Annotated in this window: 23 protein-coding genes and 2 pseudogenes; 15 read left to right on the top strand and 10 right to left on the bottom strand. The window is 36.6% G+C overall.

Annotated elements, in window-relative coordinates; all coding sequences use genetic code 11:
* The 3 genes from Q5W13_RS21070 (at position 1) to Q5W13_RS21060 (ending at position 3,951) form a co-directional block, all read left to right on the top strand.
* On the top strand, positions 1-930 hold the full coding sequence (locus tag Q5W13_RS21070; protein WP_304444394.1) for a 2-hydroxyacid dehydrogenase: 930 nt from the start codon (positions 1-3) through the stop codon (positions 928-930).
* Between the two features lie 197 nt (positions 931-1,127).
* Positions 1,128-2,639: a DEAD/DEAH box helicase gene (locus Q5W13_RS21065; protein WP_304444393.1), complete on the top strand. Its 1,512-nt coding sequence runs from the start codon at positions 1,128-1,130 to the stop codon at positions 2,637-2,639.
* A 67-nt stretch (positions 2,640-2,706) separates the two neighbouring features.
* Positions 2,707-3,951, top strand: coding sequence for a glycosyltransferase (locus Q5W13_RS21060; RefSeq protein WP_304444392.1), 1,245 nt, complete (start codon positions 2,707-2,709; stop codon positions 3,949-3,951).
* Between the two features lie 21 nt (positions 3,952-3,972).
* Here Q5W13_RS21060 and Q5W13_RS21055 read toward each other — a convergent pair whose 3' ends face one another.
* The 4 genes from Q5W13_RS21055 to Q5W13_RS21040 form a co-directional block, all read right to left on the bottom strand.
* Complete coding sequence (locus Q5W13_RS21055; protein WP_304444391.1) at positions 3,973-4,380, bottom strand: response regulator; 408 nt, start codon at positions 4,378-4,380, stop codon at positions 3,973-3,975.
* A gap of 5 nt (positions 4,381-4,385) precedes the next feature.
* Positions 4,386-6,602, bottom strand: a complete 2,217-nt coding sequence (locus Q5W13_RS21050; protein WP_304444390.1) for a PAS domain-containing sensor histidine kinase — start codon at positions 6,600-6,602, stop codon at positions 4,386-4,388.
* Between the two features lie 83 nt (positions 6,603-6,685).
* Entirely contained in the window at positions 6,686-7,093 is a 408-nt protein-coding gene (locus Q5W13_RS21045) for a response regulator (RefSeq protein WP_155596524.1), read from the bottom strand.
* A gap of 5 nt (positions 7,094-7,098) precedes the next feature.
* Positions 7,099-9,714 carry a PAS domain-containing sensor histidine kinase gene (locus Q5W13_RS21040; protein ID WP_304444389.1) on the bottom strand — a complete coding sequence of 872 codons (2,616 nt, stop codon included), beginning with the start codon at positions 9,712-9,714 and terminating at the stop codon, positions 7,099-7,101.
* A gap of 363 nt (positions 9,715-10,077) precedes the next feature.
* Between Q5W13_RS21040 and Q5W13_RS21035 the strand changes: the two are divergent.
* Positions 10,078-10,922, top strand: a pseudogene (locus Q5W13_RS21035) (1,4-dihydroxy-2-naphthoyl-CoA synthase).
* 280 nt (positions 10,923-11,202) lie between these two features.
* Here the strand turns inward: Q5W13_RS21035 and Q5W13_RS25430 are convergent.
* Both Q5W13_RS25430 and Q5W13_RS21030 read right to left on the bottom strand, forming a co-directional pair.
* A complete protein-coding gene (locus Q5W13_RS25430) occupies positions 11,203-11,499 on the bottom strand; it encodes a serine hydrolase domain-containing protein (RefSeq protein WP_368662334.1) in 297 nt (98 codons plus the stop codon).
* The gene (locus tag Q5W13_RS21030) at positions 11,490-12,422 is read right to left on the bottom strand and encodes a serine hydrolase domain-containing protein (RefSeq protein WP_368662333.1); all 933 of its coding nucleotides are present in this window, start codon (positions 12,420-12,422) and stop codon (positions 11,490-11,492) included. Before Q5W13_RS21030 ends, Q5W13_RS25430 begins: the two co-directional genes overlap by 10 nt.
* A gap of 88 nt (positions 12,423-12,510) precedes the next feature.
* On the opposite strand from Q5W13_RS21030, the gene Q5W13_RS21025 reads away from it, so the two are divergent.
* The 5 genes from Q5W13_RS21025 to Q5W13_RS21005 are packed head-to-tail and all read left to right on the top strand — an operon-like array spanning position 12,511 to position 16,199.
* Positions 12,511-13,590 (top strand): 2-hydroxyacid dehydrogenase, encoded by a 1,080-nt coding sequence (locus Q5W13_RS21025; RefSeq protein WP_304444388.1) that lies wholly within the window; start codon positions 12,511-12,513, stop codon positions 13,588-13,590.
* Positions 13,591-13,650: 60 nt separating this feature from the next.
* A complete protein-coding gene (locus Q5W13_RS21020) occupies positions 13,651-13,869 on the top strand; it encodes a hypothetical protein (RefSeq protein ID WP_304444387.1) in 219 nt (72 codons plus the stop codon).
* Positions 13,841-14,041, top strand: a complete 201-nt coding sequence (locus tag Q5W13_RS21015) for a hypothetical protein (RefSeq protein WP_304444386.1) — start codon at positions 13,841-13,843, stop codon at positions 14,039-14,041. The genes Q5W13_RS21020 and Q5W13_RS21015 overlap by 29 nt, the downstream gene beginning before the upstream one ends.
* The gene (locus Q5W13_RS21010) at positions 14,041-14,736 is read left to right on the top strand and encodes an N-acetylmuramoyl-L-alanine amidase (protein ID WP_438364195.1); all 696 of its coding nucleotides are present in this window, start codon (positions 14,041-14,043) and stop codon (positions 14,734-14,736) included. The genes Q5W13_RS21015 and Q5W13_RS21010 overlap by 1 nt, the downstream gene beginning before the upstream one ends.
* Positions 14,733-16,199 carry a M14 family zinc carboxypeptidase gene (locus tag Q5W13_RS21005; RefSeq protein ID WP_304444385.1) on the top strand — a complete coding sequence of 489 codons (1,467 nt, stop codon included), beginning with the start codon at positions 14,733-14,735 and terminating at the stop codon, positions 16,197-16,199. The genes Q5W13_RS21010 and Q5W13_RS21005 overlap by 4 nt, the downstream gene beginning before the upstream one ends.
* A 14-nt stretch (positions 16,200-16,213) precedes the next feature.
* Here Q5W13_RS21005 and Q5W13_RS21000 read toward each other — a convergent pair whose 3' ends face one another.
* From Q5W13_RS21000 to Q5W13_RS20990, 4 genes are all read right to left on the bottom strand, one after another.
* Positions 16,214-16,408 (bottom strand): hypothetical protein, encoded by a 195-nt coding sequence (locus Q5W13_RS21000; RefSeq protein ID WP_304444384.1) that lies wholly within the window; start codon positions 16,406-16,408, stop codon positions 16,214-16,216.
* Between the two features lie 192 nt (positions 16,409-16,600).
* Entirely contained in the window at positions 16,601-17,428 is an 828-nt protein-coding gene (locus Q5W13_RS20995) for an OmpA/MotB family protein (RefSeq protein ID WP_155596516.1), read from the bottom strand.
* Between the two features lie 221 nt (positions 17,429-17,649).
* The gene (locus Q5W13_RS25775; RefSeq protein WP_438364166.1) at positions 17,650-17,808 is read right to left on the bottom strand and encodes a hypothetical protein; all 159 of its coding nucleotides are present in this window, start codon (positions 17,806-17,808) and stop codon (positions 17,650-17,652) included.
* Positions 17,789-18,736 carry a vWA domain-containing protein gene (locus tag Q5W13_RS20990; protein WP_438364165.1) on the bottom strand — a complete coding sequence of 316 codons (948 nt, stop codon included), beginning with the start codon at positions 18,734-18,736 and terminating at the stop codon, positions 17,789-17,791. Before Q5W13_RS20990 ends, Q5W13_RS25775 begins: the two co-directional genes overlap by 20 nt.
* A gap of 328 nt (positions 18,737-19,064) precedes the next feature.
* Here Q5W13_RS20990 and Q5W13_RS20985 point away from each other — a divergent pair, with 328 nt between their 5' ends.
* The 6 genes and pseudogenes from Q5W13_RS20985 to Q5W13_RS20960 all read left to right on the top strand — a co-directional run bounded on the left by Q5W13_RS20985 (position 19,065) and on the right by Q5W13_RS20960 (position 24,551).
* Positions 19,065-19,526 (top strand): (2Fe-2S)-binding protein, encoded by a 462-nt coding sequence (locus tag Q5W13_RS20985; protein WP_304444383.1) that lies wholly within the window; start codon positions 19,065-19,067, stop codon positions 19,524-19,526.
* 57 nt (positions 19,527-19,583) lie between these two features.
* Positions 19,584-21,811: pseudogene (locus Q5W13_RS20980) on the top strand (xanthine dehydrogenase family protein molybdopterin-binding subunit).
* 48 nt (positions 21,812-21,859) lie between these two features.
* Positions 21,860-22,870, top strand: a complete 1,011-nt coding sequence (locus Q5W13_RS20975) for an XdhC family protein (RefSeq protein WP_304444382.1) — start codon at positions 21,860-21,862, stop codon at positions 22,868-22,870.
* Positions 22,870-23,484, top strand: a complete 615-nt coding sequence (locus Q5W13_RS20970) for a nucleotidyltransferase family protein (RefSeq protein ID WP_304444381.1) — start codon at positions 22,870-22,872, stop codon at positions 23,482-23,484. The genes Q5W13_RS20975 and Q5W13_RS20970 overlap by 1 nt, the downstream gene beginning before the upstream one ends.
* Positions 23,468-23,860 carry an amidohydrolase family protein gene (locus Q5W13_RS20965; protein ID WP_304444380.1) on the top strand — a complete coding sequence of 131 codons (393 nt, stop codon included), beginning with the start codon at positions 23,468-23,470 and terminating at the stop codon, positions 23,858-23,860. Before Q5W13_RS20970 ends, Q5W13_RS20965 begins: the two co-directional genes overlap by 17 nt.
* Positions 23,802-24,551: an amidohydrolase family protein gene (locus Q5W13_RS20960; protein WP_304444379.1), complete on the top strand. Its 750-nt coding sequence runs from the start codon at positions 23,802-23,804 to the stop codon at positions 24,549-24,551. The genes Q5W13_RS20965 and Q5W13_RS20960 overlap by 59 nt, the downstream gene beginning before the upstream one ends.
* Positions 24,552-24,608: the final 57 nt, after the last annotated feature.

Raw genomic sequence — 24,608 nt, 5'->3', positions numbered from 1 at the left:
ATGGCGTTAGTAATTATAAGACAGGATGGTAAAATTGATCTTTGGAAAGAAGCCCTTTTAGCGTATCAACCCGGTTTAGAAGTTTACAGCTATTTAGAAAACCACCCTAAAGATAGAATAGAAATGGCCCTAGTTTGGAAGCATCAAAACGGTTCATTGGCAGATTATCCTAATCTGAAACTAATAGCATCAAGTGGGGCAGGAGTAGATTTTATTTTTGAGGATGATACAGCTCCTAAAAACCTACCAATAACCCGTGTGGTAGATGATATGTTGGCCAAAGACATGAGTGAGCACGTGCTTGCCGTTATCTTTAGTTACCTCAAAAATCTGGATAGATATAGGATTAACCAAACAAAAGGTATTTGGCAACCCATGCAATACAATCGTATTTCAGACTTTACTGTTGGTATAATGGGATTAGGAGCTCTTGGAAAGGAATTAGCAACTGATTTGGTGAAATACGGATTTAAGGTTCAGGGTTGGGCCAATTCTAAGAAGCATATAGATGGCGTCAGCTGTTTTGCCGGTGAATCTGGCTTTTCTGGTTTTCTTGAAACCACTCAAATCTTGGTTTGTCTTTTACCTTTGACCAATGTTACTACTGGAATTTTAAATAAAGAACTGTTTAAGCTACTTCCAAAAGGCGCATTTGTAATAAATGTGGCTCGTGGTGGTCATTTGGTAGATGAGGATTTATTAGAAATGTTGAATAACGGCCATCTATCTGGAGCAGGGTTAGACGTTTATCATCAAGAACCTCTTCCAAAGGAACATCCGTTTTGGAGTCATGAGAAAATTCAAATGACACCTCATTACGCTAGTGTTTCTGATACGAATTCTGTAGTCCCTCAGATTTTAGAAAATTATGATAGGTTAACGAATGGGAGTCCTCTATTAAATGAGGTGGTGATGGATAAAGGATATTAATACCACACTTTCTTTCTCAACAATTACTCGCATACAGCCATATTTTAAGGGTAGGGCGGAGGTTTTCTATTTTCTTTTTATTGATTTAAGAGGAATAAATTTCAGATAAGTACAAATTTCCTTTAATTTTGTAAAATTCAAATTTTGGGATGCCCCCACATATTTATTATAATTGAACGCTAAATTTTAGAACCTACTTGGAGTTAAAAAAGGATACAACCGAAAAGCAATTATACGATTATCAGATTGAAGATCTGAATACTATTTTCAAGCATCTTGAGGACCCTGAAGAAAACGGAAACCTGTTGTACCAATTGCCTACTGGTGGTGGTAAAACCGTAGTTTTTTCTGAAATTGCTCGTCGTTATATTGAAAAAACAGGAAAGAAAGTAGTAGTACTTACACACCGTATAGAATTGAGTACGCAGACTTCTAAAATGCTGAAGAGTTTTGGTGTCAAGAATAAGATTATCAATAGTGAGGTAAAAGAACTCAATGACCAACATGAGTTCATGTGTTTTGTTGCCATGGTAGAAACCTTGAACAACAGATTACAAGAAGAGAAGGTAGAAATTGATGATATTGGCCTTATTATAATTGATGAGGCGCATTACAATTCTTTCCGCAAACTCTTTAAATTTTTCAAGAAATCTACAATTTTAGGGGTTACGGCAACTCCTTTAAGTTCCAACATTAAATTACCCATGAAGGACAACTATCAGAAGTTGATCGTGGGTGAATCTATAGGCGCCCTTATAGAGAGAAAGTTCTTGGCAAAGGGTAACATGTATAATTATGATGTTAGCCTACAGAGTCTTAAACTAGGTATTAGTGGTGATTACACGGTAAAATCTTCTGATGAGCTTTACAGTAATCAGAGTATGTTGGGAAAACTACTCTCTGGCTACAAAGAGATTGCAGAGGGTACTAAAACATTAATATTTAATAATGGTATCAACACGTCTCGTTATGTGTATGAAACCTTTAAAAAGGCGGGTTACAATATTCGTCATTTAGATAATAAAAACACGGCTACAGAACGTAAGGAGATTTTAGAATGGTTCTCCAATACGCCAGATGCTATTCTTACATCAGTTAGTATTCTTACAACTGGTTTTGATGAACCATCTGTTGAAACCATAATGCTTAATAGGGCTACGCGCTCGCTTACGCTATATTTTCAGATGATTGGTCGTGGGTCTCGTATTTTGCCTAATAAAAGCGAATTTACGGTAGTAGATTTAGGTAATAACGTAGCACGTTTTGGGTTATGGAGTGCACCTATTGATTGGCAGGAAATTTTCCACTTTCCAGATTTCTACTTGGAGAATATTAAGAACGACGAGGAGATAGAAAAAGAATTCGTTTACGAAATGCCTGCGGCGCTTCGTGAAAAATTCAAAAATTCTACCAATATTGAGTTCAATATAAAAGAGGAATACAAAAAGGTTTTTGCAGAAGGTCTAAGGTCCAAAATTGTATTGGAACGTAGTATTGATCAACATGCTCAAATTTGTGTAGAGAACTCAGAAGATGTTTTTGATGCCCGTATTCTAGCAAAAGAACTAAAGGAGGAAATTAAGTACCGTGTACGTCAATATTCTTATTGTATTATGAACAATACCAAAAACTATAAAGAGTGGTTGGAAGAGGATTATGAGCGTAAATTACGTTCAAGTATCTCTAAAATGTTCGCAGAAAGAATGTAATTTCCAAAAGGAAAATTAATAGGTTGTAGTTTAAATACCAGACATTTACAGAAAATTACAAGGTAAGGTGAAACAAAATGTACTTTTAGTAATTGGTTTTACTTGGCCTGAGCCTGCTTCTACAGCTGCAGGAAACCGAATGCTGCAACTTCTGGATTTTTTTAAAAACGAAGGTTTTGATATCGTCTTTACAAGTACGGCTTCTAAAAGCGAACTCTCATTAGACCTTGATGCTTTAGGTATAATATCTAGGGATATTACGTTGAATGACTCCGGTTTTGACGATTTTCTAAAAGAGATAAATCCTACTGTTGTACTATTTGATCGGTTTTTGACCGAGGAACAATTTGGGTGGCGCATTTCTGAGAGTGTTCCCAGTGCTATTAAAATACTTGATACCGAAGATTTACATTCGCTTAGAAAGGTAAGAGAGGTTTCTCATAAAAAAGAAATTCCATTTTCAACACATACTTGGTTGCAGAAAGATATTACCAAACGTGAAGTTGCAAGTATTCTGCGTTGCGATCTTTCTTTAATGGTTTCTACTTTTGAAATAAAACTGCTGACCGAAACTTTAAAAATTGATACTAATCTGCTTCTGCATCTACCTTTTCTTTTGGAAGAAATACAAGCTACAGAACAAGAAGCTTGGCCTGATTTTGATGAACGGATAAATTTTGTGTGCATAGGCAACGGAAAACACACACCAAATGTAGATGCCGTCTTATGGTTGTCTAAAGAAATATGGCCATTGATTAGAAAAGCTTTGCCAGAAGCTAAAGTTTCTATCTACGGAGCATATATGCCGCAGCAAATCAATCAGTTGCACAAACCGGAAATTGGATTTCTAGTTAATGGCTGGGCCGAAGATGTAAATGAGGTATTTAAGAAGACATGCATAAATCTTGCTCCATTGCGTTTTGGCGCAGGTATTAAGGGAAAGCTTACCACGGCAATGGAAAATGGCACACCAAGCATTACAACTGCCATAGGAGCAGAGGGTATGCATAATGATTTACCTTGGTCCGGTGCTATAGCAGAAACACCAGAGGATTTTGCCCGTGAAGCTGTACGATTGTATAGTAATAAAGAGGACTGGGAAAGAGCACAACAGAATGGTCTGGCTCTTATTAATGAACTGTACAACAAGAAAATGCTGAGTGAACGTTTTTCTTTGGTATTGAATAATCTACAGCGTAATATAGAAGAACACCGTATTCAGAATTTTATGGGAAATTTAGTACAGCACCAAACTTTGCAGAGTACAAAGTATCTTTCTAAATGGATAGAAGAAAAGAATAAGAAAAAATAGTAGCCTTGAACATAAATGGTTCTAAAGCCCGATCGTCTTTTCCATTATCTCCTTAAGCTTATCACTTTTTAAAGGCTTGTATAAGTAATCAACAACAAATTCATAGCTTTTAGCTTTCTCAACATCTTCAGGGTCTACAGAGGAAGAAATCATATAAATAGGAATCTTCTGGGTCAGATTGGGTCCAATAGTTTTATAGGTCTCTAAAAACTGAAACCCATCCATAATTGGCATATCAATATCTAATAAGATAAGATTTGGCAGCGCGTCAGAAGAATTCTGATTCTCTTTAATGAAATTTATGGCCTCTTCTCCATTCTTAAAAACTGAAGTCTTATGTTCGATCTTAGAGAACTTTGCAGATTGAATAATTGTAAACCTATAAATATCATCGTCGTCAATAATACAAAGGTGAAAAGGTTGTGGCATATGTTTTAAATAAAATAAACGTTGAAAGTACTGCCTTCATTGACTTTACTTGTTACTGTAATTTTTCCGCCCATAGCTTCAATTTGAGTTTTGGTCATAAAGAGACCAATTCCTTTTGCTTCTGGATGGTTATGAAAAACTTTGTTCAAACCAAATATTTTGTGACCATGCTTTTCCAAATCTATTCCCAAGCCATTATCCTTAAAGCTCAAAACTATTTTTCCATTTTCTAATTTTGAGGTAATCTCTATTTCTGGAACGCGTTCTGGAGATTTATATTTTAAAGCATTTCCAATTAGATTTTGAAAAATGCTTTCCATGTAGATTCTATTATAACGAATTGAATCTACCGCAGAAAAATCACTTTTAATAATCGCTTTCGTCCTTTCTATTTCCGTAGAAAAAATCTCTTTTGTTTTAGATAACTTATTGCTAAAGGAAAGCACGCTACGTTCTAATGAATTATGACTTTTGGCACTCAATGCTTCTATTAACGTGTTGAGAGTTAGTGAAAGGTGGGAAATTACTGTTTCAAATTTTTTGAACAGGTCATTACGCTCTTCCTCACTTCCCATCATTTTGTAGATTTCTACAAGCGAATTTAAATTGCTTACTGGTGCTCGTAAGTTGTGAGAGGTAATTTGTGTAAAATCTGCTAATTGATGATTTTGTGCGGTGAGTTCTTCGGTCAGAATTTCCAAGTCTTCTTTCGCTTTTAAAATTTTACCTTCGGCTATTTTAGCGGAAGTAAGATCTCTTACAGACATAGATATAATAAGACCTTCATCTGTTTGCAACGGACCAAGCGTTATTTCAACTGGGATTTCCTTCCCAGATTTGTGTTTTAAGTAGAAATCTTCACCAAGGTTTACAATTGTTACCTCCATATTGGTGAGGAATTTTTCTCTATGCGTAGCGCGAATTTCATCAAATCTTGAAGGGATTAGCGTTTCTATAGATTTGCCTACTAATTCCTCTGAAGAATAACCTAATAGGCTTTCTCCTTGTTTGTTAACCATTTGAATAATACTTTCATTACCCACTATTATGGTTGCACTGGGTGCGGAATCCACAAGCCCTTTAAACTTAATTTCTTGTAGTTGTTGTTCAGTGATATCTTGGCAGGTACCTGCTAATTTTACAGTATTTCCCTTTTCATCAACCTCAACATCGCCCAACAATCTAATCCACTTTAATGTACCGTCTTTTAATAGGATGCGGTGTATGATTTTATCAAAATATTTTTGCTCTATTGCTTGGGCAAAATGGTCCTTAACTTCTGCTTGATCTTCTGGGTGTACACATTCAAAATAGGTATTGAATTCTAGTTTTATATTTTCTTCTTGCTTAAAAAGATAATATAAATTGGCGGACCAGAATACCTCATTGGTAATTGTGTTTAACTCCCAATGACCCAATAAGGCTTTTTGTTCTGCAAAGATTAAGAGTTCATTTTTTTTAGTTAATTCGGCCTCTATAGTTTTATAGCTGGTAACATCTTGTGATATACCTAATATGTTTGTGAGGTTTCCTTCATCATCCAAAATAGCATCACCGGAAACTTGAATAATTCGGATTCTGCCGTCTGGCATTACCATTCTATGGGTGAAACTATGGTAATGTTTGGTTTTAATATTATGTGCTATTTGCTTTCTAACGAACTCTCTGTCTTCTGGGTGAACCTTATCTATTAAAACACTTAGAGGTACTGGAGCGTCCGTAGGAACACCCACAATGTAGGTCATGTTCTCCGAGCAAATTAACGTATCTGAACTAGCATCCCAATTCCAATGACCTAGTTTTGCTTTGTGTTCCGCAAATTTTAATAGTTGATTATCTTGTAAAATTATTTCCTGAGTTTGTTTGCTTTGGGTAATATCTTGTACGATTCCTGCAATTGCAGTGCATTTTCCATTTTCTAATTTGCGGGTAGCTATGACATGTAGCCAGATGACGGCTCCTTCTGGGGTTTTAAACTCTAGTTCTTGGTCAAAAGGTTTACCCGTTTTTAGCAACTTTTTTATACCATCTTCAATTAAGGAAGCTGTAGTATCAGACTTGCTATATGGTGAATTTCCACCTCTTTTTACTACGGTGTTATAAGGTATACCTAATACCTCACAAGTAACTCTGTCTAAAGTATAAATACCTGTTTCAATATTTAAATTCCAAGTGCCAATGCGTAACATATCACGAATCGTTATCGCGCTAGTATCATCCATTGTTTTTTTATCATTTTTCATATTCATGAATAACTAACTTGAAATTTTAATTTAAACAAGAGCAGGTTTATAGCTTTTGATTTCTAACCCTCTAATGTTCTTTCTATTATTGCCTTAAGCTTATCACTTTTTAAGGGTTTTGATAAATAGTCAATAACGGATGTGTAACCTTTGGCCTTTTCTATATCTTCTGGATCTACAGAGGATGAAACCATATAGATGGCAATTTTTTTACTTAGTTTGGTTTCAATTTCTTTGTAAGCTTTTAAAAACTGAAAGCCATCCATAATAGGCATATCAATATCTAATAAAATAAGATTTGGAAGCGCGTCAGGAGTATCTTGATTCTTTTTAATATAATTTATGGCCTCTTCTCCATTAGGAAAAACAGAGGTCATATGTTCAATCTTAGAAAATTTTGCAGATTGAATAATTGTAAACCTATAAATATCGTCATCATCAACAATACAGAGGTGAAAGGGGTTTTGCATATTTATTAAATGAAATGAATATTAAAAGTAGTGCCTTCATCTACTTTGCTAGTTACTGTAATTTTTCCGCCCATAGCTTCTATTTGTGTTTTGGTCATAAATAGACCAATGCCTTTTGCTTCTGGATGGTTATGAAATACTTTGTTCAAACCAAATATTTTGTGTCCGTGTTTTGCTAAATCTATGCCTAGGCCATTATCTTTAAAACTTAGGGTTGTTTTTCCATTATCTATTTTAGAGCTAATCTCTAGTTCAGGAACACGTTCTCTAGATTTATATTTTAAAGCATTACCTATTAAATTTTGAAATATACTTTCTAAGTATATTTTATGGTAGCGTATAGAGTCTACTTTCGCGAAATCACTCTTAATAATAGCTTTTGTTTTAGTGATTTCAGCTGTGAAAATTTCTTTTGTTTTAGTTAGGGTGTCTTCAAAGGATACCTCGCTACGTTCAAGAGAAGTATGGTTTTTTGCCGTCAGAGCTTCTATTAAGGTGTTGAGCGTTAGCGTAAGATGTTCTATTACGATTTCAAACTTTTTGAAAAGCTCTTTTTGTTCTTCCTCATCGTCCATCATTTTATAGATATCCAATAGAGAGTTTAGGTTACTTACCGGCGCACGTAGGTTATGAGAGGTAATTTGGGTAAAATCTGCGAGCTGATGGTTCTGCGCCGTGAGCTCTTGCGTTAGTGTCTCCAAATCTTCTTTGGCCTTGAGAATTTTTTCTTGATACCGCTTCTCTTCAGTTATATCGCGTATTACTACAGAAAGAAGAAGTCCATCTTCAATTTGTAGTGGTCCCAGGGTTACTTGAACGGGAATTTCCTTACCATCTTTATTCAACATATGAAGACCAGCACCCATGTCATAGGTTTTTACTGTAGGATTGGCATAAAAAGCTTCTCTTAATGGTGCTCGTTTTTCATCAAATCTAGAAGGTATTAGAAGGTCTATATTACTACCTACTAATTCTTCTGGAGTATATTTAAATAGGCGCTCAGCTTGTTTATTAATCATCTGTATAATATTGCCTTCATCCAATATGAGCGTTGCATTTGGAGCGGATTCCAACAAACCTTTAAATTTCATTTCTTCTGCCCGTTGCTCACTAACATCTTGCAACGTACCTAACATCTCAATAGCATTACCATACTGGTCCCGTATAGCCATAGCTAATAGTTCTACAGTTTTAATTTTACCATTTTCTAATAAGATGCGGTGTATAACTCTTTCAAAATCCTTGCTTTCTAAAATGGTGTCAATTATTGCGCTCACCATTTCTCTGTCTTCTGGATGAATATGACTGTAATAAACATCAAAAACAATTGGTGAATTCTCTTCTCGTTCAAAAATCCGATAGAGGTTAGTAGACCATTTTATTTTATTGGTATTTAAATCCCATTGCCAATTACCAATCTTTGTGATTTGTTCTGCGAACCCAAGTAATTGATTCTTGCTTATGAGTTCATTTTCAAAGTTTTTTTGATCGGTAATATCTTGTGAAATTCCTAAGATTGTTAAAATGTTTCCTTCTAGATCAGTATATACTTCTCCAGTAACTTTTATGTGTCTGAGTTCCCCATGCATATAAATAGGATGGGTAAATTCAACAAAAGACTTTGTTTCAATTGTTTTATTTAATGTATCTAGGATATCTTTCTGATTTTCTTGAGGAATATCTTTTAGAAGATCACTCATGGTAAACTCAACATTCCTTTCAAATCCTAGAGCATCTGCCATATTCTCGGAACAACTAAATAAATCAGTTGTAAAATTCCATAGCCAATAGCCAAAATGAGCTTTCTGTTGAGCAGTGAGAAATAATTTATTTTTTTCAAAAAGCTCATCCTCAAAACGTTTTTTTGCAGTAATATCTTGAGAACTACACATGAAACCGGTTAATTCTTCTGCTTTATTGAAAAGGGGTTCTCCTAAAACTTGAATTATACGTTCGGTACCATCAATTAAAATATACCGGTGTAAAAGTGTCGTAAATGATTTGGTTTTTACCGCATTATTCAGATGGTCTTGCACCTTTTTTTTGTCTTCTGGATGAACGCGTTCCGTTAATTGTTCAATAGTAATTTGTTCTCCATCAGGAAATCCAACTATACGAGATATATTTCTAGAGCAGGTAATAACATTACTGTTCAAATCCCATTTCCAATGCCCTAAAGAAGCTTTGTTTTCCGTATAGTTTAAAATCTCATTTTTCTTGAATAATTCTATTTCAGAATTTTTCCTTACCGTTATATCTTGTACCATTCCAGATACATTTACACAGCTACCGTCCTCATCATAATTACCTTTTCCTATCAACAACACCCAAATAGTATTTCCTTCAGGAAGGAACAACTCTACTTCATGATTAAAAGAAGATTTTTGTTCTATGGCTTTAGCTAATGTTTCTTGTATGACGGCCCATTTGTTTCCGGTTGGGCAGAAGGGAGGTTTTTCTTTTGTGCTTAATATAGTGCCATTTGGTAACTGGGTAATCTCACAAGAGATATCGTCAAGTGTGTACGTCTCAGAAGAAGTATCAAGCTGCCAATAACCAATTCTTGCTATTGCATTTAAATCAGCAATTGAAACATCTATATGTTGTGTTATTTTATCCATTAGCTACTTATAATACTCTAATTTAACAAGAAAAAGATTAGAATAGCATAGTGTATAACTTTCTTTATAAATAAAGTTATTCCTTAGTTCTTACATTAAATAATGTTGTAAAAATAGAATATTTTGATGTAATATGCTGTCAATTAGGTTGTTTATTGATGTTTCCATTAATAAAAGACCTACAATTGATTTAATTCAAAAGTGATACCATTTTTTCTCTATATAAAATGTTTGTAAAAGTTTAGTTTTTTGAAATAATAGCACATTTATCATTAATGATTTACGCTTTATTTCTCACAAGTCTTAAACAATGGTTCTTTCTTTTTTCAAATTGCTTTACTTTGCAACGTTTAAACTTTTATTATGCAAAAACCAGATTGGACAATAGCTAAAGAATTTGAAGATATAACCTATAAAAAGTGTAACGGTGTAGCCCGTATTGCTTTTAACCGACCTAATGTGCGAAACGCATTTAGGCCAAAAACTACCAGCGAGTTATATCAGGCTTTTTATGATGCTCAAGAAGATACTTCTATAGGCGTTGTTTTGCTTTCTGCGGAAGGGCCATCTACCAAAGATGGTATTTATTCATTCTGTAGTGGTGGTGATCAAAAGGCTAGGGGAGAACAAGGTTATGTTGGAGAAGATGGTATGCACCGTTTAAATATTTTGGAAGTGCAGCGTCAAATTCGTTTTATGCCAAAAGCGGTTATTGCTGTGGTGCTTAAGGTTGGGCCGTAGGTGGCGGACATAGTCTTCACGTAGTTTGTGACCTTACGCTAGCAAGTAAGGAACATGCTATTTTTAAACAGACAGATGCTGACGTTACCAGTTTTGATGGCGGTTATGGCTCTGCTTATCTTGCTAAAATGGTTGGCCAGAAAAAAGCGCGGGAAATCTTTTTCTTAGGAAGAAACTACTCTGCTCAAGAGGCTTATGAAATGGGAATGGTTAATGCCGTAATTCCACATGATGAATTAGAAGACACCGCCTATTCATGGGCGCAAGAAATTCTTGAAAAATCGCCAACGTCTATAAAAATGCTAAAGTTTGCTATGAACTTAACGGATGATGGTATGGTAGGTCAGCAAGTATTTGCAGGTGAGGCAACGCGTTTAGCTTACGGTACGGAAGAAGCAAGAGAGGGTAGAAATGCTTTTTTAGAAAAGCGGAAGCCTAATTTTGGTAAGAACAAGTATATTCCTTGATTTTCATAATAGCGCGTTTTTGTATTTAGTTTGATGGTTTTGAAAGACACAAACCTATTAAAACTAGAAAAAGCCCATCCGTAAGGAAAAGGCTCTTTCATCGAGAACACTATATGAAAATGAAAATTTTACTTCTTGTTTTTTATTACACTGTAAATTTACCCTGAAGCTGCATTACAACGAAACTATTGTTGCAAGGCAAGGGGAAATTGTTGTGTAACTACACAAAAAAGATATGTAAGCTTTTTCTTAGGTTTTCGTGAGCCAGAAACGATGCTATTTATTTAATAGCAGCCAATACATTTTTAAGGAAAAGGTTGATGTCAAAATCAGGGTCTTCGGCAAGACCGGTTCTAACGACTACAACATCTTTAGACGGAATAATAAAAACACGCTGTCCTTGGTACCCGTTTGCAGAATAGAGGTCTCTAGGTACATCTGGGTATTTTCCATTGGCATTGAGCCAGAAGTGACCACCGTAGGTGCCATCAGAAAGTATGGTGGGTTCGGATACGTAACTTACCCAAGAAGGACCAAAAAGCTGTTCTCCGTTCCAGTTCCCTTTATTTAAATACAATAATCCAAACTTAGCCCAATCCTGGTATTTGCCCATGCATAGGAAGAGCCAACAAAATTACCTTTCATATCTGTCTCCATAAGCATACTGCTCATACCTATTTTATCAATAAGTGCTTGGTAAGGATAATTTATGTACTCTTGGTGCGTTTTAAATCGCTTTCTTAAAATACCGGACAATAAATTAGAGGTTCCCGAAGAGTAGTTCCAAACTTCTGTTGGTGCAGCAATAGCTTTCTTTTCACCTTGTGCCTTGGTCATATCCGCATCCATAAAAAGCATACGGGTTACATCAGATATAGAAGTATAATCCTCTTCCCACTCAAGTCCACTTTGCATACGCAATAAGTGATTAAGCGTTATTTTTTTTCTGTCGTCTTTTTCCCAGCCTTCTAAAAGCACAGGTTCATTTAAGTCTATTTTCCCTTCATACTCCAAAATTCCGTACAAAGTAGCCAGTACACTTTTGGTCATACTCCAGCCCAAAATAGGCGTGTCTTTTGTAAATCCTTCCAAATACTTTTCACCAATAATATGGTTTTTATGAGCAACCAAAACAGTCCGTGTTTTTTGCACTTCGTTATTGGTAAAAGCTTGGTCCATTGCTTTCTGCAGCTGGTCATAGTCTACGTTAGGAAAAACAGTGTCTTTAGGCTCTTTATCTCCGTAAGGAAAGGCTAAGTCATTATCGTTTTTCACACGTTGTGGAACGGGAATCTTAATATTGGGGTCGTAGTCTTTGTTAACTAGTGTACAACCTAATCCCTCATTACAAATAGCTTTTCGTGCCATAAGTCCAAAAACCGAAGCTGTAGCACTCTTGCCATCTGTCTCAACCTCGGCAAGGTTTATCAGTGGCACGTCGTTATCGTTTAATTCAACGGACTCGGCACTTCTATTGGTTAGAAAAACGGTAGAGGCCATATTTTTGGAGGCATAACCGGAGATAAAATTGAGTTTGGGGAAATTAAAATATACTGCCACTGCTAGAATTACGAATAAAATTAAAAGTATGCGTTTGAAGATTTTCATAGAAACTTTTGGGGGTTGTGAAAATGAAAAAGATACGTATAAGTCTGCAAAAGTAAAGGAATTTGTAAAACCGTCTACTAGATTTTATAAATTGCTTCCTATGAAAGTACTCGTACCACTTAATATTCCGGATACCGGAATAGAGCTATTAAAAAAGGAAGGCCTTGAAGTCACTAAATGGACCAAGGATTTACCCATGACAAAAGAAGAGCTTTATGAGGCAACTGCTAAACACGATGCGCTTCTGAGCACCAGTAACTATCGTTTGGATGCTACTTTTTTAAATGCGAACAAACATCTGAAAATTATATCACAATATGCTGCAGGCTATGATAATATTGACTTAGTAGAAGCAAAAAAACTAGGTATACCTATAGCTAACGCACCTAATTCTATGACCGATGCTACTGCCGATATAGCTTTTATGCTCATGTTGGCCGTATCGAGGAGATTGTTTTACATGCATAAAACCATAGCCAAAGGAGAATGGCAACATTTTAGACCTCAGGCGCATTTGGGCATTGAGCTTAAAAACAAAACAATTGGGATTTTTGGTTTAGGAAGAATAGGATTGGAATTTGCACGACGGTGCAAAGGAGCTTATGGCATGAGGGTTCTTTATTGTAATCGCTCTGTCAATATAGAAGCGGAAGTGGCACTACAAGCTCAAAAAGTAACTTTTGATGAGTTATTAGCGCAAAGCGATGTTGTTTCGGCTCACTGTGCACTAACTGAAGCCACAAAACACAAGTTTAATGCCAGTGCATTCAAGAAAATGAAATCGTCCGCAATTTTCATTAATACCTCTAGGGGACAAGTGCATCATGAAAAAGACCTGATAGCAGCTTTAGAAAGTGAAGAGATATGGGGAGCAGGTCTTGATGTTACTGATCCAGAACCTATGAAAAAGGATAATCCGTTGCTCTCTATGAAGCGGGTTGCGGTTACGCCACATATAGGTTCTGCTACGGTAGAGGCCAGAAATCTAATGTCCGTTTTTGCTGCTAAAAACATAATTGCATTCCATAGGGGAGAACCGCTACCATACCCAGTTTCTTAAAATTATGTAGCTTTAAAGTAAATCCCTTTTGTTATGTACAAAAAGATAACCTTGTTTTTGTTGCTGTCTTCGCTATGTAATGCGTGTGCAGATGAAAACGAAGATTACGTTTGGAAAACTAAGGAAGTAGATGTAACCGCCTACAATTCTGTGTACTGGCAGACAGATGATGAGCCCGGTGTGGCAGCATGGGGAGACACCTTAATACCTTGGTATGAAAACCATAGCGGTATCGCAAGATTTATTGCATTTGGGTATAGGTCAAGGCACACAAGTTAAGATAAATGGGTTAGACGGCATTTACGTGGTAATGGATAAAATGCATAGCAGATGGGAGAATAAAATTGATATCTATATGGGTACCGATGTAGAGCGTGCTAGAAATTGGGGAAATAAAACCCTAAAAATTAAATACCGTGTTAAACGGGAAGCCAATACAAAAGATGAATGATTAAAAATTATAGAATACTCTTTACTATTTGCAGTTGTTTCTTGTTTATATATTGTAAACCAACTAAAGAAACTGTACAAATTCCTGATATTATAGATAAGCCAATTGTTTTTGACGAAACCCGAGAACAATTGACTTTAGAATACTTGAAAAGTAGGTATGGGCTTATGCAAGAGACGGCAATAATAGAGCCTAAAATTATAGTGCTGCATTGGACGGTCATACCCACGCTAGAAGAATCTTTTGAAGCGTTTAACCCTTCAGCTTTACCAAACTGGCGGCCTGACATTAAGGATGTTAGCGGTCTAAATGTATCCTCTCAATTTTTAGTAGACCGCGATGGCAGTATTTACCAATTACTACCCGAAACTACAATGGCTAGGCATGTTATTGGTTTAAATCATTGTGCAATAGGAATTGAAAATGTAGGTGGTACCGATGCACTGCCTTTAACGGAGGCACAGGTAAAATCTAATATTGCTTTGGTAAAGTATTTAGCGAACAAATATGCTATTGATTATCTAATTGGGCATTATGAATATACGCTCTTTGAAGACCACCCTTTGTGGTTGGAAAAGGACAAAGGCTATCGTACCGTAAAAACAGATCCAGGAGAAGATTTTATGGACAAAGTAAGACAAGCCACCAAAAATCTTAATTTTGAACCTGTACCCAAAAAACCGACTACCCCATGAGAATACAATTTACCGCTTTGTTCCTAGTTGCTAGCCTCTTTTGTAGTGCGCAGCAGAAAGATTTAACTACCCTGCTTTATGATACGTATGAAACGTATAAAGAAACAACGTTAAATAAGAGACGTATTAAGCATTTTGATTTATATCCGTTAATTGAAAAATATCGTAAAAACGATAAATTCAAGGTAAGTCGTGTCGGCACCTCTATTGAAGGGCGTCCGTTATCTCTTATTAGTATTGGAGAAGGAGAAACGAATGTTTTTCTTTGGTCACAAATGCATGGCGATGAGCCCACGGCCACCCAAGCCATTTTTGATATTTTCAATCTTTTTAATAGTCCTGATTTTAGAACTGAAAAACAGGAAATATTAGCCAATTGTACGTTGCATTTTCTACCGATGTTAAATCCTGATGGGGCAGAGGTTTTTAGACGAAGAAACCGTTTGGGTATTGATATTAATCGAGATGCATTACGGTTACAATCCCCCGAAGGGCAAACCTTAAAAAGAGTTAGAGATAGTTTAGATGCAGATTTTGGTTTCAACTTACATGATCAAAGCACCTATTATAATGCAGAAAGAACTGAAAAACCTGCTACTATCTCATATTTGGCTCCAGCATATAACTATGAAAAGGATATAAACGAAAAGAGAGGCAATGCCATGAAAGTGATTGTCTTTATGAATAATATCATTCAAAAATATGCAGAGGGACAAGTAGGGCGTTATAACGATGACTTTGAGCCAAGAGCTTTTGGTGATAATATTCAAAAGTGGGGTACAAGCACTATTTTGATTGAGTCCGGCGGATATCTTGGCGATGTAGAAAAGCAAGAAATTAGAAAACTGAATTATGTTTCTATTCTGTCTGCCATTTATTCCATTGCTACTGAAAATTACAAAGAGATTGCTTTAGAAGAATATGAAAAAATACCTGAAAACGACCGAAAACTTTTCGACCTAAAAATTGAAAATGCAACCTATCCGCTTTTAGGAAAAGACTATATTTTGGATATTGGTATGAACCGCCTAGAAGTAGACAAAGAGGAACATAACGATTTTTGGTATAGTAGTCGCATTTTAGATCAAGGCGACCTTTCTACCTATTACGGCTATGAAACGTTAGATGCCACTGGGTACACGATAACACCCGGAAAGGTGTATCCGGACCTAGTATCGTCATTTAGCGCATTAGCAGCTCTGGATATCAAATCGTTATTGAAATCTGGGTATACCTATGTACGTGTGGTAAATATTCCTAATGAAAATTTATCATCGCCTTTTCCAATCCATGTGATTGGAAAGAAATATGAAGTGCCAGATTTTTTAGTTGAAGTAGGGCTTAATCCTACCTTTCTTCTAAAAAAAGGTGACAATATCACACACGCGGTAATCAATGGTTTTCTTATCGACTTAAATAGCGATAAGAAAACAAATTTTAAAAACGCAATGATTTATAGATAAGGGATTCTCAGCGTTTAATAGCCGAATCTCATAGCCATTTCGGACATTTCAGACGCCTGAAAACCAATTTTAAAGTACATTGTAATTGCAACCGTAGCTATAATTGCAAATAACGAAAGGGTTAAAGCCTTATACCATTTAGGCATTCCATTTAAAGCGGTATTCTTGATAATAACTGTTAATACATCCATGTGTTCTAAATTTTCCATTTAACACAGCATTTATTCTCGGATGTAGGTGTTCATTTTCGAATATGGGGGTTCTCATTTCCTTTAGACAGCGAAGTAGCCAAAAACCCTACTTAATATTGTTTTAATTCGTTAAACCGCATAAAAAAAGGGAGAACGGTATGTTCTCCCTTTTTCAATCACCAAGTATATAAACTTGGCACTAAATAGGTCTTAAAGAGACTCGGCATCTAAAAGTGCAAAGAACTTGTTTAAGTTAGGAATGATAACAATTTTAGTTCGTCTATTCGTAGCTCTGTTCTCTTTAGTGTCGTTATCTACTAATGGTAAGTAGCTACTTCTACCGGCAGCAATCATTTTAGTAGGGTCAACATTGTATTTGTTTTGAAGGATATCTACAACGCTAGTTGCACGTTTTACACTCAAGTCCCAGTTGTTACGGAACATTTCTGTGCTAATAGTTTTAGAATCTGTATGACCTTCTACCATAACTTCCATGCTTGGCTCAGAGTTGATTACTTGTGCTAATTTCTCAAGAATCTTGTTGGCTTTGCTGCTTACACGGTAGCTACCGCTGTTAAAAAGAAGTTTGTCAGATATATTGATCATAACAACAGTCTTGTCTATGTTTACATCTACATCATCTTCATCATCAGAGATAGATTTTTTCAATTTGTAAGATATAGCCAAGTTCATAGAATCTTGTAAAGTTTCAGCACCTGCTAATTTAGTAGGGTCAACTTTTGCAAGAGTAGCTCTCATTTTAGCTTTAGTGTTATTGCTCATTACGGCAACATCATCAACAGAAGTCATTTGGCTATCGTTGATTTCTTTTAAAGAACCAATTTTAGAATTGTACTCGGCAACGCGAGCTTCAATCTTAGTCATTTTCCCTTCAAGCTCTTCCTTTTCAACTTGGGTCTTTGTTAATGCGCTTTGCGTTTCAGATAAGTTGTTCTCAAGAGCAACAAATTTTTTCTTAGAAACACAAGATGCCAATAGGGTAACGGCAAGGGTACTTAGGATAATTGATTTTTTCATTTTTAAATGTTTTGTTATAAAGTATTTTGACTCATTAGTAATACGAAGTTGGTGCGCAATTGGATGTTAAAGGCTATTAACATTCTCGACTAACGGTTATTAAAATACGATGAGATTAATATCAATCATTTGATTTGTAGTGTTTTGTGTTTAAAAAGAGGTCATAAAAAAAGACACCTATTTTAGGTGTCTTTTTTTATTTTTTTCTGGAGTTTTACTAACTATTCGCAGCCTCCGGTAAATCCGTCAGCATTAAATTTGGTCTGAACAGCACCTTGTAAGCTTCCTTTGTTTACTTGGATGGCTAGATTATTGTCGCCACCTCTTTTAGGACTACAGTATTCAAAAAGATAAAAACTGCTAGCTCTTTCTGAAACCAAGGTCAGAAATTCTATTGAACGTTTCTTCCAGTTCTTCTTTATTAGCAGCAAACTCACTAGAAGTTTTTCCAATAGCTGTTAAAGCTTCCGTATCTATCTCAGAACCTAAACCAATAGTGAAAAAAGAAATATTTGGGTCTGCGGTATCAACCTTTTTCTGTGCGGAATCTTTTGAATAACGAGATGCTTGATCTTTACCATCGGTAAAGATAACTACTGAAGCAGCTCCAATTTTATCACCTTGCGTACTTGCGTTCAAAAGTTCTGTAGCGATATCAGTAGATTTAATAACAGCTCCATAAAGGTCTGTAGAAACATCGCTACTTATATCCTTGTTAATTGTAGCAATAGCTTCAGTCAATTCTGATTTTTCGGAAGTCAAAGGGTTTAGCTCGTGCAGAACATCTTCGCCATCAAACCAATAGATGGCCATTTTATAAGATTCTTGTGTTGTTTCTGGCATAACAGTGTTAACAAAACTTGTACTAGCCGTTTTTAATTCTTCAAGGCTACTTTGTAAAACACTATTACTTAAATCTAAAATCAATAAAGTATTACTTGAAAAAATCTGCTCGTTAGGAGAAATTCTTGCGTTAGATTCTGAAGTTGAAATGGTATTGAAACAATCATCATTTCTACCTTGTTCGTAAATAGTAAATTGATCAGCGGTCAATCCTGAAACTGGACTTCCATCGCTATTGGAAACTTTAAAGAAAATAGAAACTTTACTATAGTCTGTAGTGTACTGATCTTGAATGGATAGAATTAAATCATTTTCACCCAAGTCAAGGCAGTTGTCAACAGGTTGTCCTTGTCCAAATCCATCACCTGTATTTAAGGCATAATTTACATCATCATCTGCATTCCCACAGGAAACAAATAAAGAGATAGATAGAAAAAACATAACAAGTTTTGAGAAGGAATTCATTTTCGTGATTTTTACGTTCAACCATCACAACGCTAATTTTCGATTTAAAGTATGGAGGCGATAAAAAAAGATGTTAATTATTGTTAAGGCCTAAAGTCAAGCGTTAAAAAACTTTTTTCTAAAAAAGGGAGTCCTATTTAAAGGAAAATCATAATTCGATTTTATATCAAAGTAAATATTGCTTAAAAGGAGCGTAAAAAAAAGATGTAAATATGAGATTAGACCTAGTTTTTAAAAGACCAAAGGAAAAGTTAAAGTAGCGACGAAAAGTTAAAATTTTAATACCTTGTAAGAATCTTAATAAAGAAACAAAACTAAAACGATATTTATGCCAACGTATCAACTAACGGTAAACGGAAAAGCTCATACGGTAGAAGCTAGTGAAGACACCCCATTATTATGGGTTTTACGAGACCATTTAAATATGGTAGGTACAAAATTTGGTTGTGGTATAGCACAATGTGGTGCCTGTACGGTTCATGTTGATGGAAATGCCACACGAAGTTGTTCCTTGCCCGTAGCATCTGCGGCAGGTATGAGTATTACAACTATAGAAGGTCTTTCCGAAGATGGTTCACATCCAGTACAACAGGCTTGGAAAGAGGTAGATGTTCCGCAATGTGGTTACTGCCAAGCAGGTCAAATGATGACCGCTTCCGCTTTTCTAGCTAAAAACCCTAGCCCAACTGAAGAAGAGATCAAAGACGCAATGAACGGTAACATTTGTAGATGTGCCGCTTATAACCGTATTAAGAAAGCGGTAGGCGTAGCTGCTGAAAAAATGGCTTAAAAAATACTATTACGCTTTTGTAAAATCCAAAAGCCGCAATTCTATAATATACTGTTCATGTCAAAATCATCCATACAATTTAGTAGAAGAAATTTTTTACGAACGTCATCACTGGCGAGCGGTGGCCTCTTAATAGGTTTCAACCTTTTTACCGCATGTAAATCTGATGTAAAACCGCCGGTAGATTTGGCGGATTTGAATTATAACGATTTTAATGCTTTTATTAAAATAGCAAAAAACGGGGCGGTGACTATCTTTTCGCCAAATCCTGAAATTGGACAAGGGGTAAAGACCTCAATGCCCATGATTATTGCCGAAGAACTAGATGTTTCTTGGGATAATGTATATGTGCAACAAGGGGTTCTTGATACCAAAAACTATACAAGACAAGTTGCCGGTGGTAGCCAGTCCATTCGTTTTGGATGGGATGCACTCCGTCAAACAGGTGCTACGGCAAAACAAATGTTAGTGAATGCTGCTGCTGCACGTTGGAGTGTGGATGCTTCTGAACTTACGGTAAGTGAGGGTGTAATTACCAATAAAGCTGGAGAAACGTTGACTTACGGTGATGTTGTAGATGAGGCCGCTGTTTTGGAAGTTCCTGAAAATGCGGTTTTAAAAGAACCGAAGGACTATAAAATTATAGGTACCGACAGACGTAATGTAGATATTGATAAAATTGTTACAGGTCAACCATTATTTGGTATTGACTACAAGGAAGAAGGAATGCTTTATGCTTCCGTACTTAGACCGCCTGCATTTGGACAAGAATTGGTTTCTTTTGATGCCACTGAGGCTAAAGCATTGCCCGGTGTAGTTGATGTGATTCAGATTGGAGATAAAGCAAAAGCACTTTTAGGTGGTGAAAAAGTAAATTGGACGGCCCAATTAAGTGGCAGCGGTAAAGTTGTTGTTTTGGCAAAGACTACTTGGGATGCTTTTAAAGGAAAAAAGCCATCAAAGCCGTTTGGTCAGATGCTACACCTTTAGAAAGCACTGAGTTTCATGATGAGAAATTAACAGCTCTTCTAGACGGTAAGGATTTTGTTACCATGAGAAAAGATGGTGATGTTAATAAAGCTTTTGCAACGGCAGATAAGGTTTTGGAGCGTACCTATGAGTCGCCTTTCTTGCCTCATAACTGTATGGAGCCTATGAACTTCTTTGCTAATGTAACCGATGAAAAAATACATTTGGTAGGACCGATACAAACTCCTGAAGATGCAGCGAATACCGTTGCGGAACTTTTGGGTAGAGATGTTGAAGATATTCATTTAGAGATGACCCGCATGGGTGGTGGTTTTGGAAGAAGACTTTATGGTGATTTTGTTTATGAAGCAGCAGAAATCAGTGATGCCATTAGAAAGCCTATAAAAATGGTCTCTTCACGAGAGGATGATATGTCTACCGGTGTATACAGACCTGCAATAAAATATAGAATTAAAGCAGCTATAAAAGATGGTCAGTTAACAGGCTACCAATTAAAAGAAGCGGCCATTAACGGAAACATGTACGGATTGATTCCCAATTTTTTTCCTGCAGGTGCCGTAGAAAATTATCAGGTAGATGTAGCTAATTATAAGAGTAATATTACTACTGGCGCATGGCGCGCACCGTATACGAACTTTTTGGCCTATGCAGAGCAGAGTTTCTTTGATGAACTTGCCGAGGAAATGGAAGTTGATAAAATTAAAATGCGTCTAGACCTTTTAGAAAAAGTAAAAGGTACCGAAGATGAGCGAATTCAGTATTCGGCGGAGCGTATGCAGAACGTAATAAAAATGGCCGTTGATAAATCTGGTTGGGGCAAACAGCCTAAAGGAACATATCAAGGTTTTGTAGCTTATTATTGTCATAACACGCATGTTGCTGAAGTTGCGGACGTACAGATTGAAAATGGGCTACCAGTGGTCAAAAAAGTGACTTGTATAGTAGATTGTGGTATTGTAGTAAACCCATTGGGCGCACTAAATCAGATTGAAGGTGGTATCGTAGACGGAATTGGTCACAGTATGTATGGTAGTTTCGGCTTTGAAAATGGAGTGCCTACAGCTAACAATTATGATACATATCGTTTGGGCCGTATGAAAGACGCAGCAGTTGTGGAAACTCATTTAGTACAAAATGAACTTTCTCCAACAGGGTTAGGAGAGCCAACATTACCGCCAGCAGGAGGAGCAGTAGCCAATGCACTTAAGGCAGCAACGGGCAAAAGAGCGTACAAACAACCTTTTATAGAACAGGCTGATTTATGGAAAGTAAAAAAAGAGGATATTTTGGGCTAGTAAATTGGGTTCCAATAAAATCACTTTCTTTAATCGATTTCGGTTTGTATGACGCATGAATTAAAAAACATAGTTAGAGCCTATAAGGCTGCAAAAAATAAGAAGCAAAAGACCGTCCTAGCGACGGTCGTTGCTTTAGAGGGCTCTTCGTACCGTCGTCCTGGGGTACGTATGCTCATTCGTGAGGACGGTAAGAGGATAGGAGCGGTTAGTGGCGGTTGCGTAGAAAAAGAAATCATTAGACAGGCGCAAACTGTTTTTGCAGATGATGTTTCCAAGATGATGATTTATGATGGTCGGTATCGATTGGGCTGCGAGGGCATTCTCTATATATTGATAGAACCCTTTGTTCCAAGCTCGACTTTTCTTGAAGCCTTTGAGCTCACATTGAATAGCAGAGAGCAATTTAAAATTATTTCATCTTTTAGTAAGAGTGAAGGTAGCGATGCTGGCCTGGGTTCGTTTTTTGTTTTTGGAGGAAAGAAAATTGGATTGCGGAATGATACAGTTCTAACAGATGATAAGGAGCTATTTGAGCAACAAATGAACCCCTGTTTTAAACTGATTATAATTGGTGCGGAACATGATGCGGTGCAGTTGTGTTCCTTTGCTTCTTTAACGGGTTGGGAAGTTACTATTGTGGCTTCTGCAGCAGAAGAAAAGAATATAAATGACTTTCCAGGAGCCAATCTTTTTCTAACGGAAGAACCAGAAATGTTATCCCTTAATTCTATTGATGAACAAACTGCAATTGTTTTAATGACACATAGTTATGTTCGTGACTTAAAGTATTTGTTAGCTATTAAAGAATCACGCCCAGTGTATCTTGGAATGTTGGGACCTGCAAAACGAAGGGAGAAACTTCTAAATGAATTCATAGAAAATTACCCTGAAGTCTCAGATGCTTTTTTTGATGTAATCCATGGTCCGGCAGGATTGGATATTGGAGCAGAAACTGCCCATAAAATCGCTATGGCCATTCTTTCGGAAATACTCTCGGTTACAAGAAATAAAGAGCCTATAATGCTTAAGGATAAGCAGGGTAGAATACACACCTAATGAAGAATACGCCGCATCGTATTGCAATTTTAATATTGGCCGCTGGGGCTTCCACAAGAATGGGAAAACCAAAACAGCTCCTTTCTTGGAAAGACACTACTTTGTTGGGGCATGCTATTCAGACCGCTAAACCTGCAGATGCAATTGAGGTTGTCACTGTATTGGGCGCAAATGCTAAATTGATACAATCTCAAATTAAGGAGAAAGCAATTTTTATTCAAAATACCGCTTGGCAATCAGGTTTAGGTGGTTCTATTGCTTGTGGAACCGAATGGCTTCTCAAGTCGGATATAGATTTTGACGGGATATTAATTATGTTGGCGGATCAACCTTTAATCGATTTTAGATACCTTAATACATTGATTGCTACATCCGTGGAGCAAACGGACAGAATCATAGCTACCGCGTATAAAAATAGGGCAGGAGTGCCAGCCATTTTTCCAATAAAATATGTGGACATGCTATTAAATCTAAATGAAGATTTTGGTGCGAAACATCTTTTAGAGCAAGAGCGGGACACTGTTATCACAGTTTCTGCAGGAAATCGTATTAGCGATGTTGATACTGAGGAAGATTATAAACAATTAAAGAACAAGAATGAATTTAAAAATTAGTCTTGCAGTAATAGTATTGGTTTGCAATGGTTTAGCTGCTCAGGAAATGGGGTTTGAAGAGTATAATCCAAAATCCACCTTGGTGGTTCCGGTGCATGAGGTGACAAAAGCGAAATATCCTTTTGTAGATATTCATAGTCATCAAAGAAGTATGAGTGCGCAGAGCCTTAAAGGTTTGGTAGCAGATATGGACGCTATGAATGAGGCTATTATGGTCAATTTAAGCGGGGGTTCAGGGAGCAAACTGGCGGAAAGCGTAGATAATATTGCCAAAAACTATCCTAATAGATTTGTAGTCTTTGCTAATGTGGATTTTGATGGGGCTGGAAAACCTTCGGACGGAAAAGACCGTGGCCCAATTAGAAGCCGATATTAAAAAAGGTGCAAGAGGTTTAAAAGTGTTTAAAAGTCTAGGGCTTAGAAATGTAGATAGTGATGGTAAGCGATTGGCGGTTGATGATGTGCGCTTAGACCCTATTTGGGCAAAGTGTGGGGAATTGGGCGTTCCCGTATTAATTCATTCTGCCGACCCAAAATCCTTTTGGGATGATATGAATGCAGATAATGAACGGTGGTTGGAGCTGAAAACACATTCGCGCAGAAAGCGTTCAGACACAGACCCTGCACCATGGCAACAAATTATAGATGAGCAACACAATGTGTTCAAAAAACATCCAAAAACAAATTTTATTAGTGCTCATATGGGTTGGTACGCTAATGATTTACAACAATTGGGCGGTTTTCTAGATGATATGCCCAATATGTATGTGGGTATAGCTGCCGTGATTGCAGAGCTAGGTCGTCAGCCACAAAATGCACGTGAATTTTTCATAAAGTATCAAGATCGAATCCTATTTGGAAAGGATAGTTGGAAGCCAGAGGAGTTCCCTACCTATTTTAGGGTCTTAGAAACCAATGACGAGTATTTTCCTTACTATAAGAAATATCATGCGTTCTGGGCTATGTATGGCCTTAATTTACCCGATGAAATTTTGAAAAAAGTGTATTATAAGAATGCCCTTAGTTTAGTTCCGGGTTTGGATAAAAGCTTGTTTCCCGAAGATTGATTAAGACGTAACTTATATCAATTTTAGTTAAAAGCTTAACGCTTATTTTTTGAGTTG

It is taken from the genome of Zobellia laminariae (assembly GCF_030553095.1).
Taxonomy (GTDB): domain Bacteria; phylum Bacteroidota; class Bacteroidia; order Flavobacteriales; family Flavobacteriaceae; genus Zobellia; species Zobellia laminariae.
Note: the sequence above shows the minus strand (reverse complement) of the source record. Positions and strands in the feature narration are given on the sequence as shown.

Bases quoted from the DNA above. Each gene is read 5' to 3' on its own strand.
- Q5W13_RS20965 (WP_304444380.1), top strand. From the start codon at position 23,468: ATGAATTTAAAAATTAGTCTTGCAGTAATAGTATTGGTTTGCAATGGT.
- Q5W13_RS20985 (WP_304444383.1), top strand. From the start codon at position 19,065: ATGCCAACGTATCAACTAACGGTAAACGGAAAAGCTCATACGGTAGAA.
- Q5W13_RS20970 (WP_304444381.1), top strand. From the start codon at position 22,870: ATGAAGAATACGCCGCATCGTATTGCAATTTTAATATTGGCCGCTGGG.
- Q5W13_RS21005 (WP_304444385.1), top strand. From the start codon at position 14,733: ATGAGAATACAATTTACCGCTTTGTTCCTAGTTGCTAGCCTCTTTTGT.
- Q5W13_RS20990 (WP_438364165.1), bottom strand. From the start codon at position 18,736: ATGAATTCCTTCTCAAAACTTGTTATGTTTTTTCTATCTATCTCTTTA.
- Q5W13_RS21050 (WP_304444390.1), bottom strand. From the start codon at position 6,602: ATGGATGATACTAGCGCGATAACGATTCGTGATATGTTACGCATTGGC.
- Q5W13_RS21040 (WP_304444389.1), bottom strand. From the start codon at position 9,714: ATGGATAAAATAACACAACATATAGATGTTTCAATTGCTGATTTAAAT.
- Q5W13_RS21000 (WP_304444384.1), bottom strand. From the start codon at position 16,408: ATGGAAAATTTAGAACACATGGATGTATTAACAGTTATTATCAAGAAT.
- Q5W13_RS21070 (WP_304444394.1), top strand. From the start codon at position 1: ATGGCGTTAGTAATTATAAGACAGGATGGTAAAATTGATCTTTGGAAA.
- Q5W13_RS20995 (WP_155596516.1), bottom strand. From the start codon at position 17,428: ATGAAAAAATCAATTATCCTAAGTACCCTTGCCGTTACCCTATTGGCA.
- Q5W13_RS21055 (WP_304444391.1), bottom strand. From the start codon at position 4,380: ATGCCACAACCTTTTCACCTTTGTATTATTGACGACGATGATATTTAT.
- Q5W13_RS21045 (WP_155596524.1), bottom strand. From the start codon at position 7,093: ATGCAAAACCCCTTTCACCTCTGTATTGTTGATGATGACGATATTTAT.
- Q5W13_RS20975 (WP_304444382.1), top strand. From the start codon at position 21,860: ATGACGCATGAATTAAAAAACATAGTTAGAGCCTATAAGGCTGCAAAA.
- Q5W13_RS20960 (WP_304444379.1), top strand. From the start codon at position 23,802: ATGGGGCTGGAAAACCTTCGGACGGAAAAGACCGTGGCCCAATTAGAA.
- Q5W13_RS21025 (WP_304444388.1), top strand. From the start codon at position 12,511: ATGCGTTTGAAGATTTTCATAGAAACTTTTGGGGGTTGTGAAAATGAA.
- Q5W13_RS21030 (WP_368662333.1), bottom strand. From the start codon at position 12,422: ATGGCCTCTACCGTTTTTCTAACCAATAGAAGTGCCGAGTCCGTTGAA.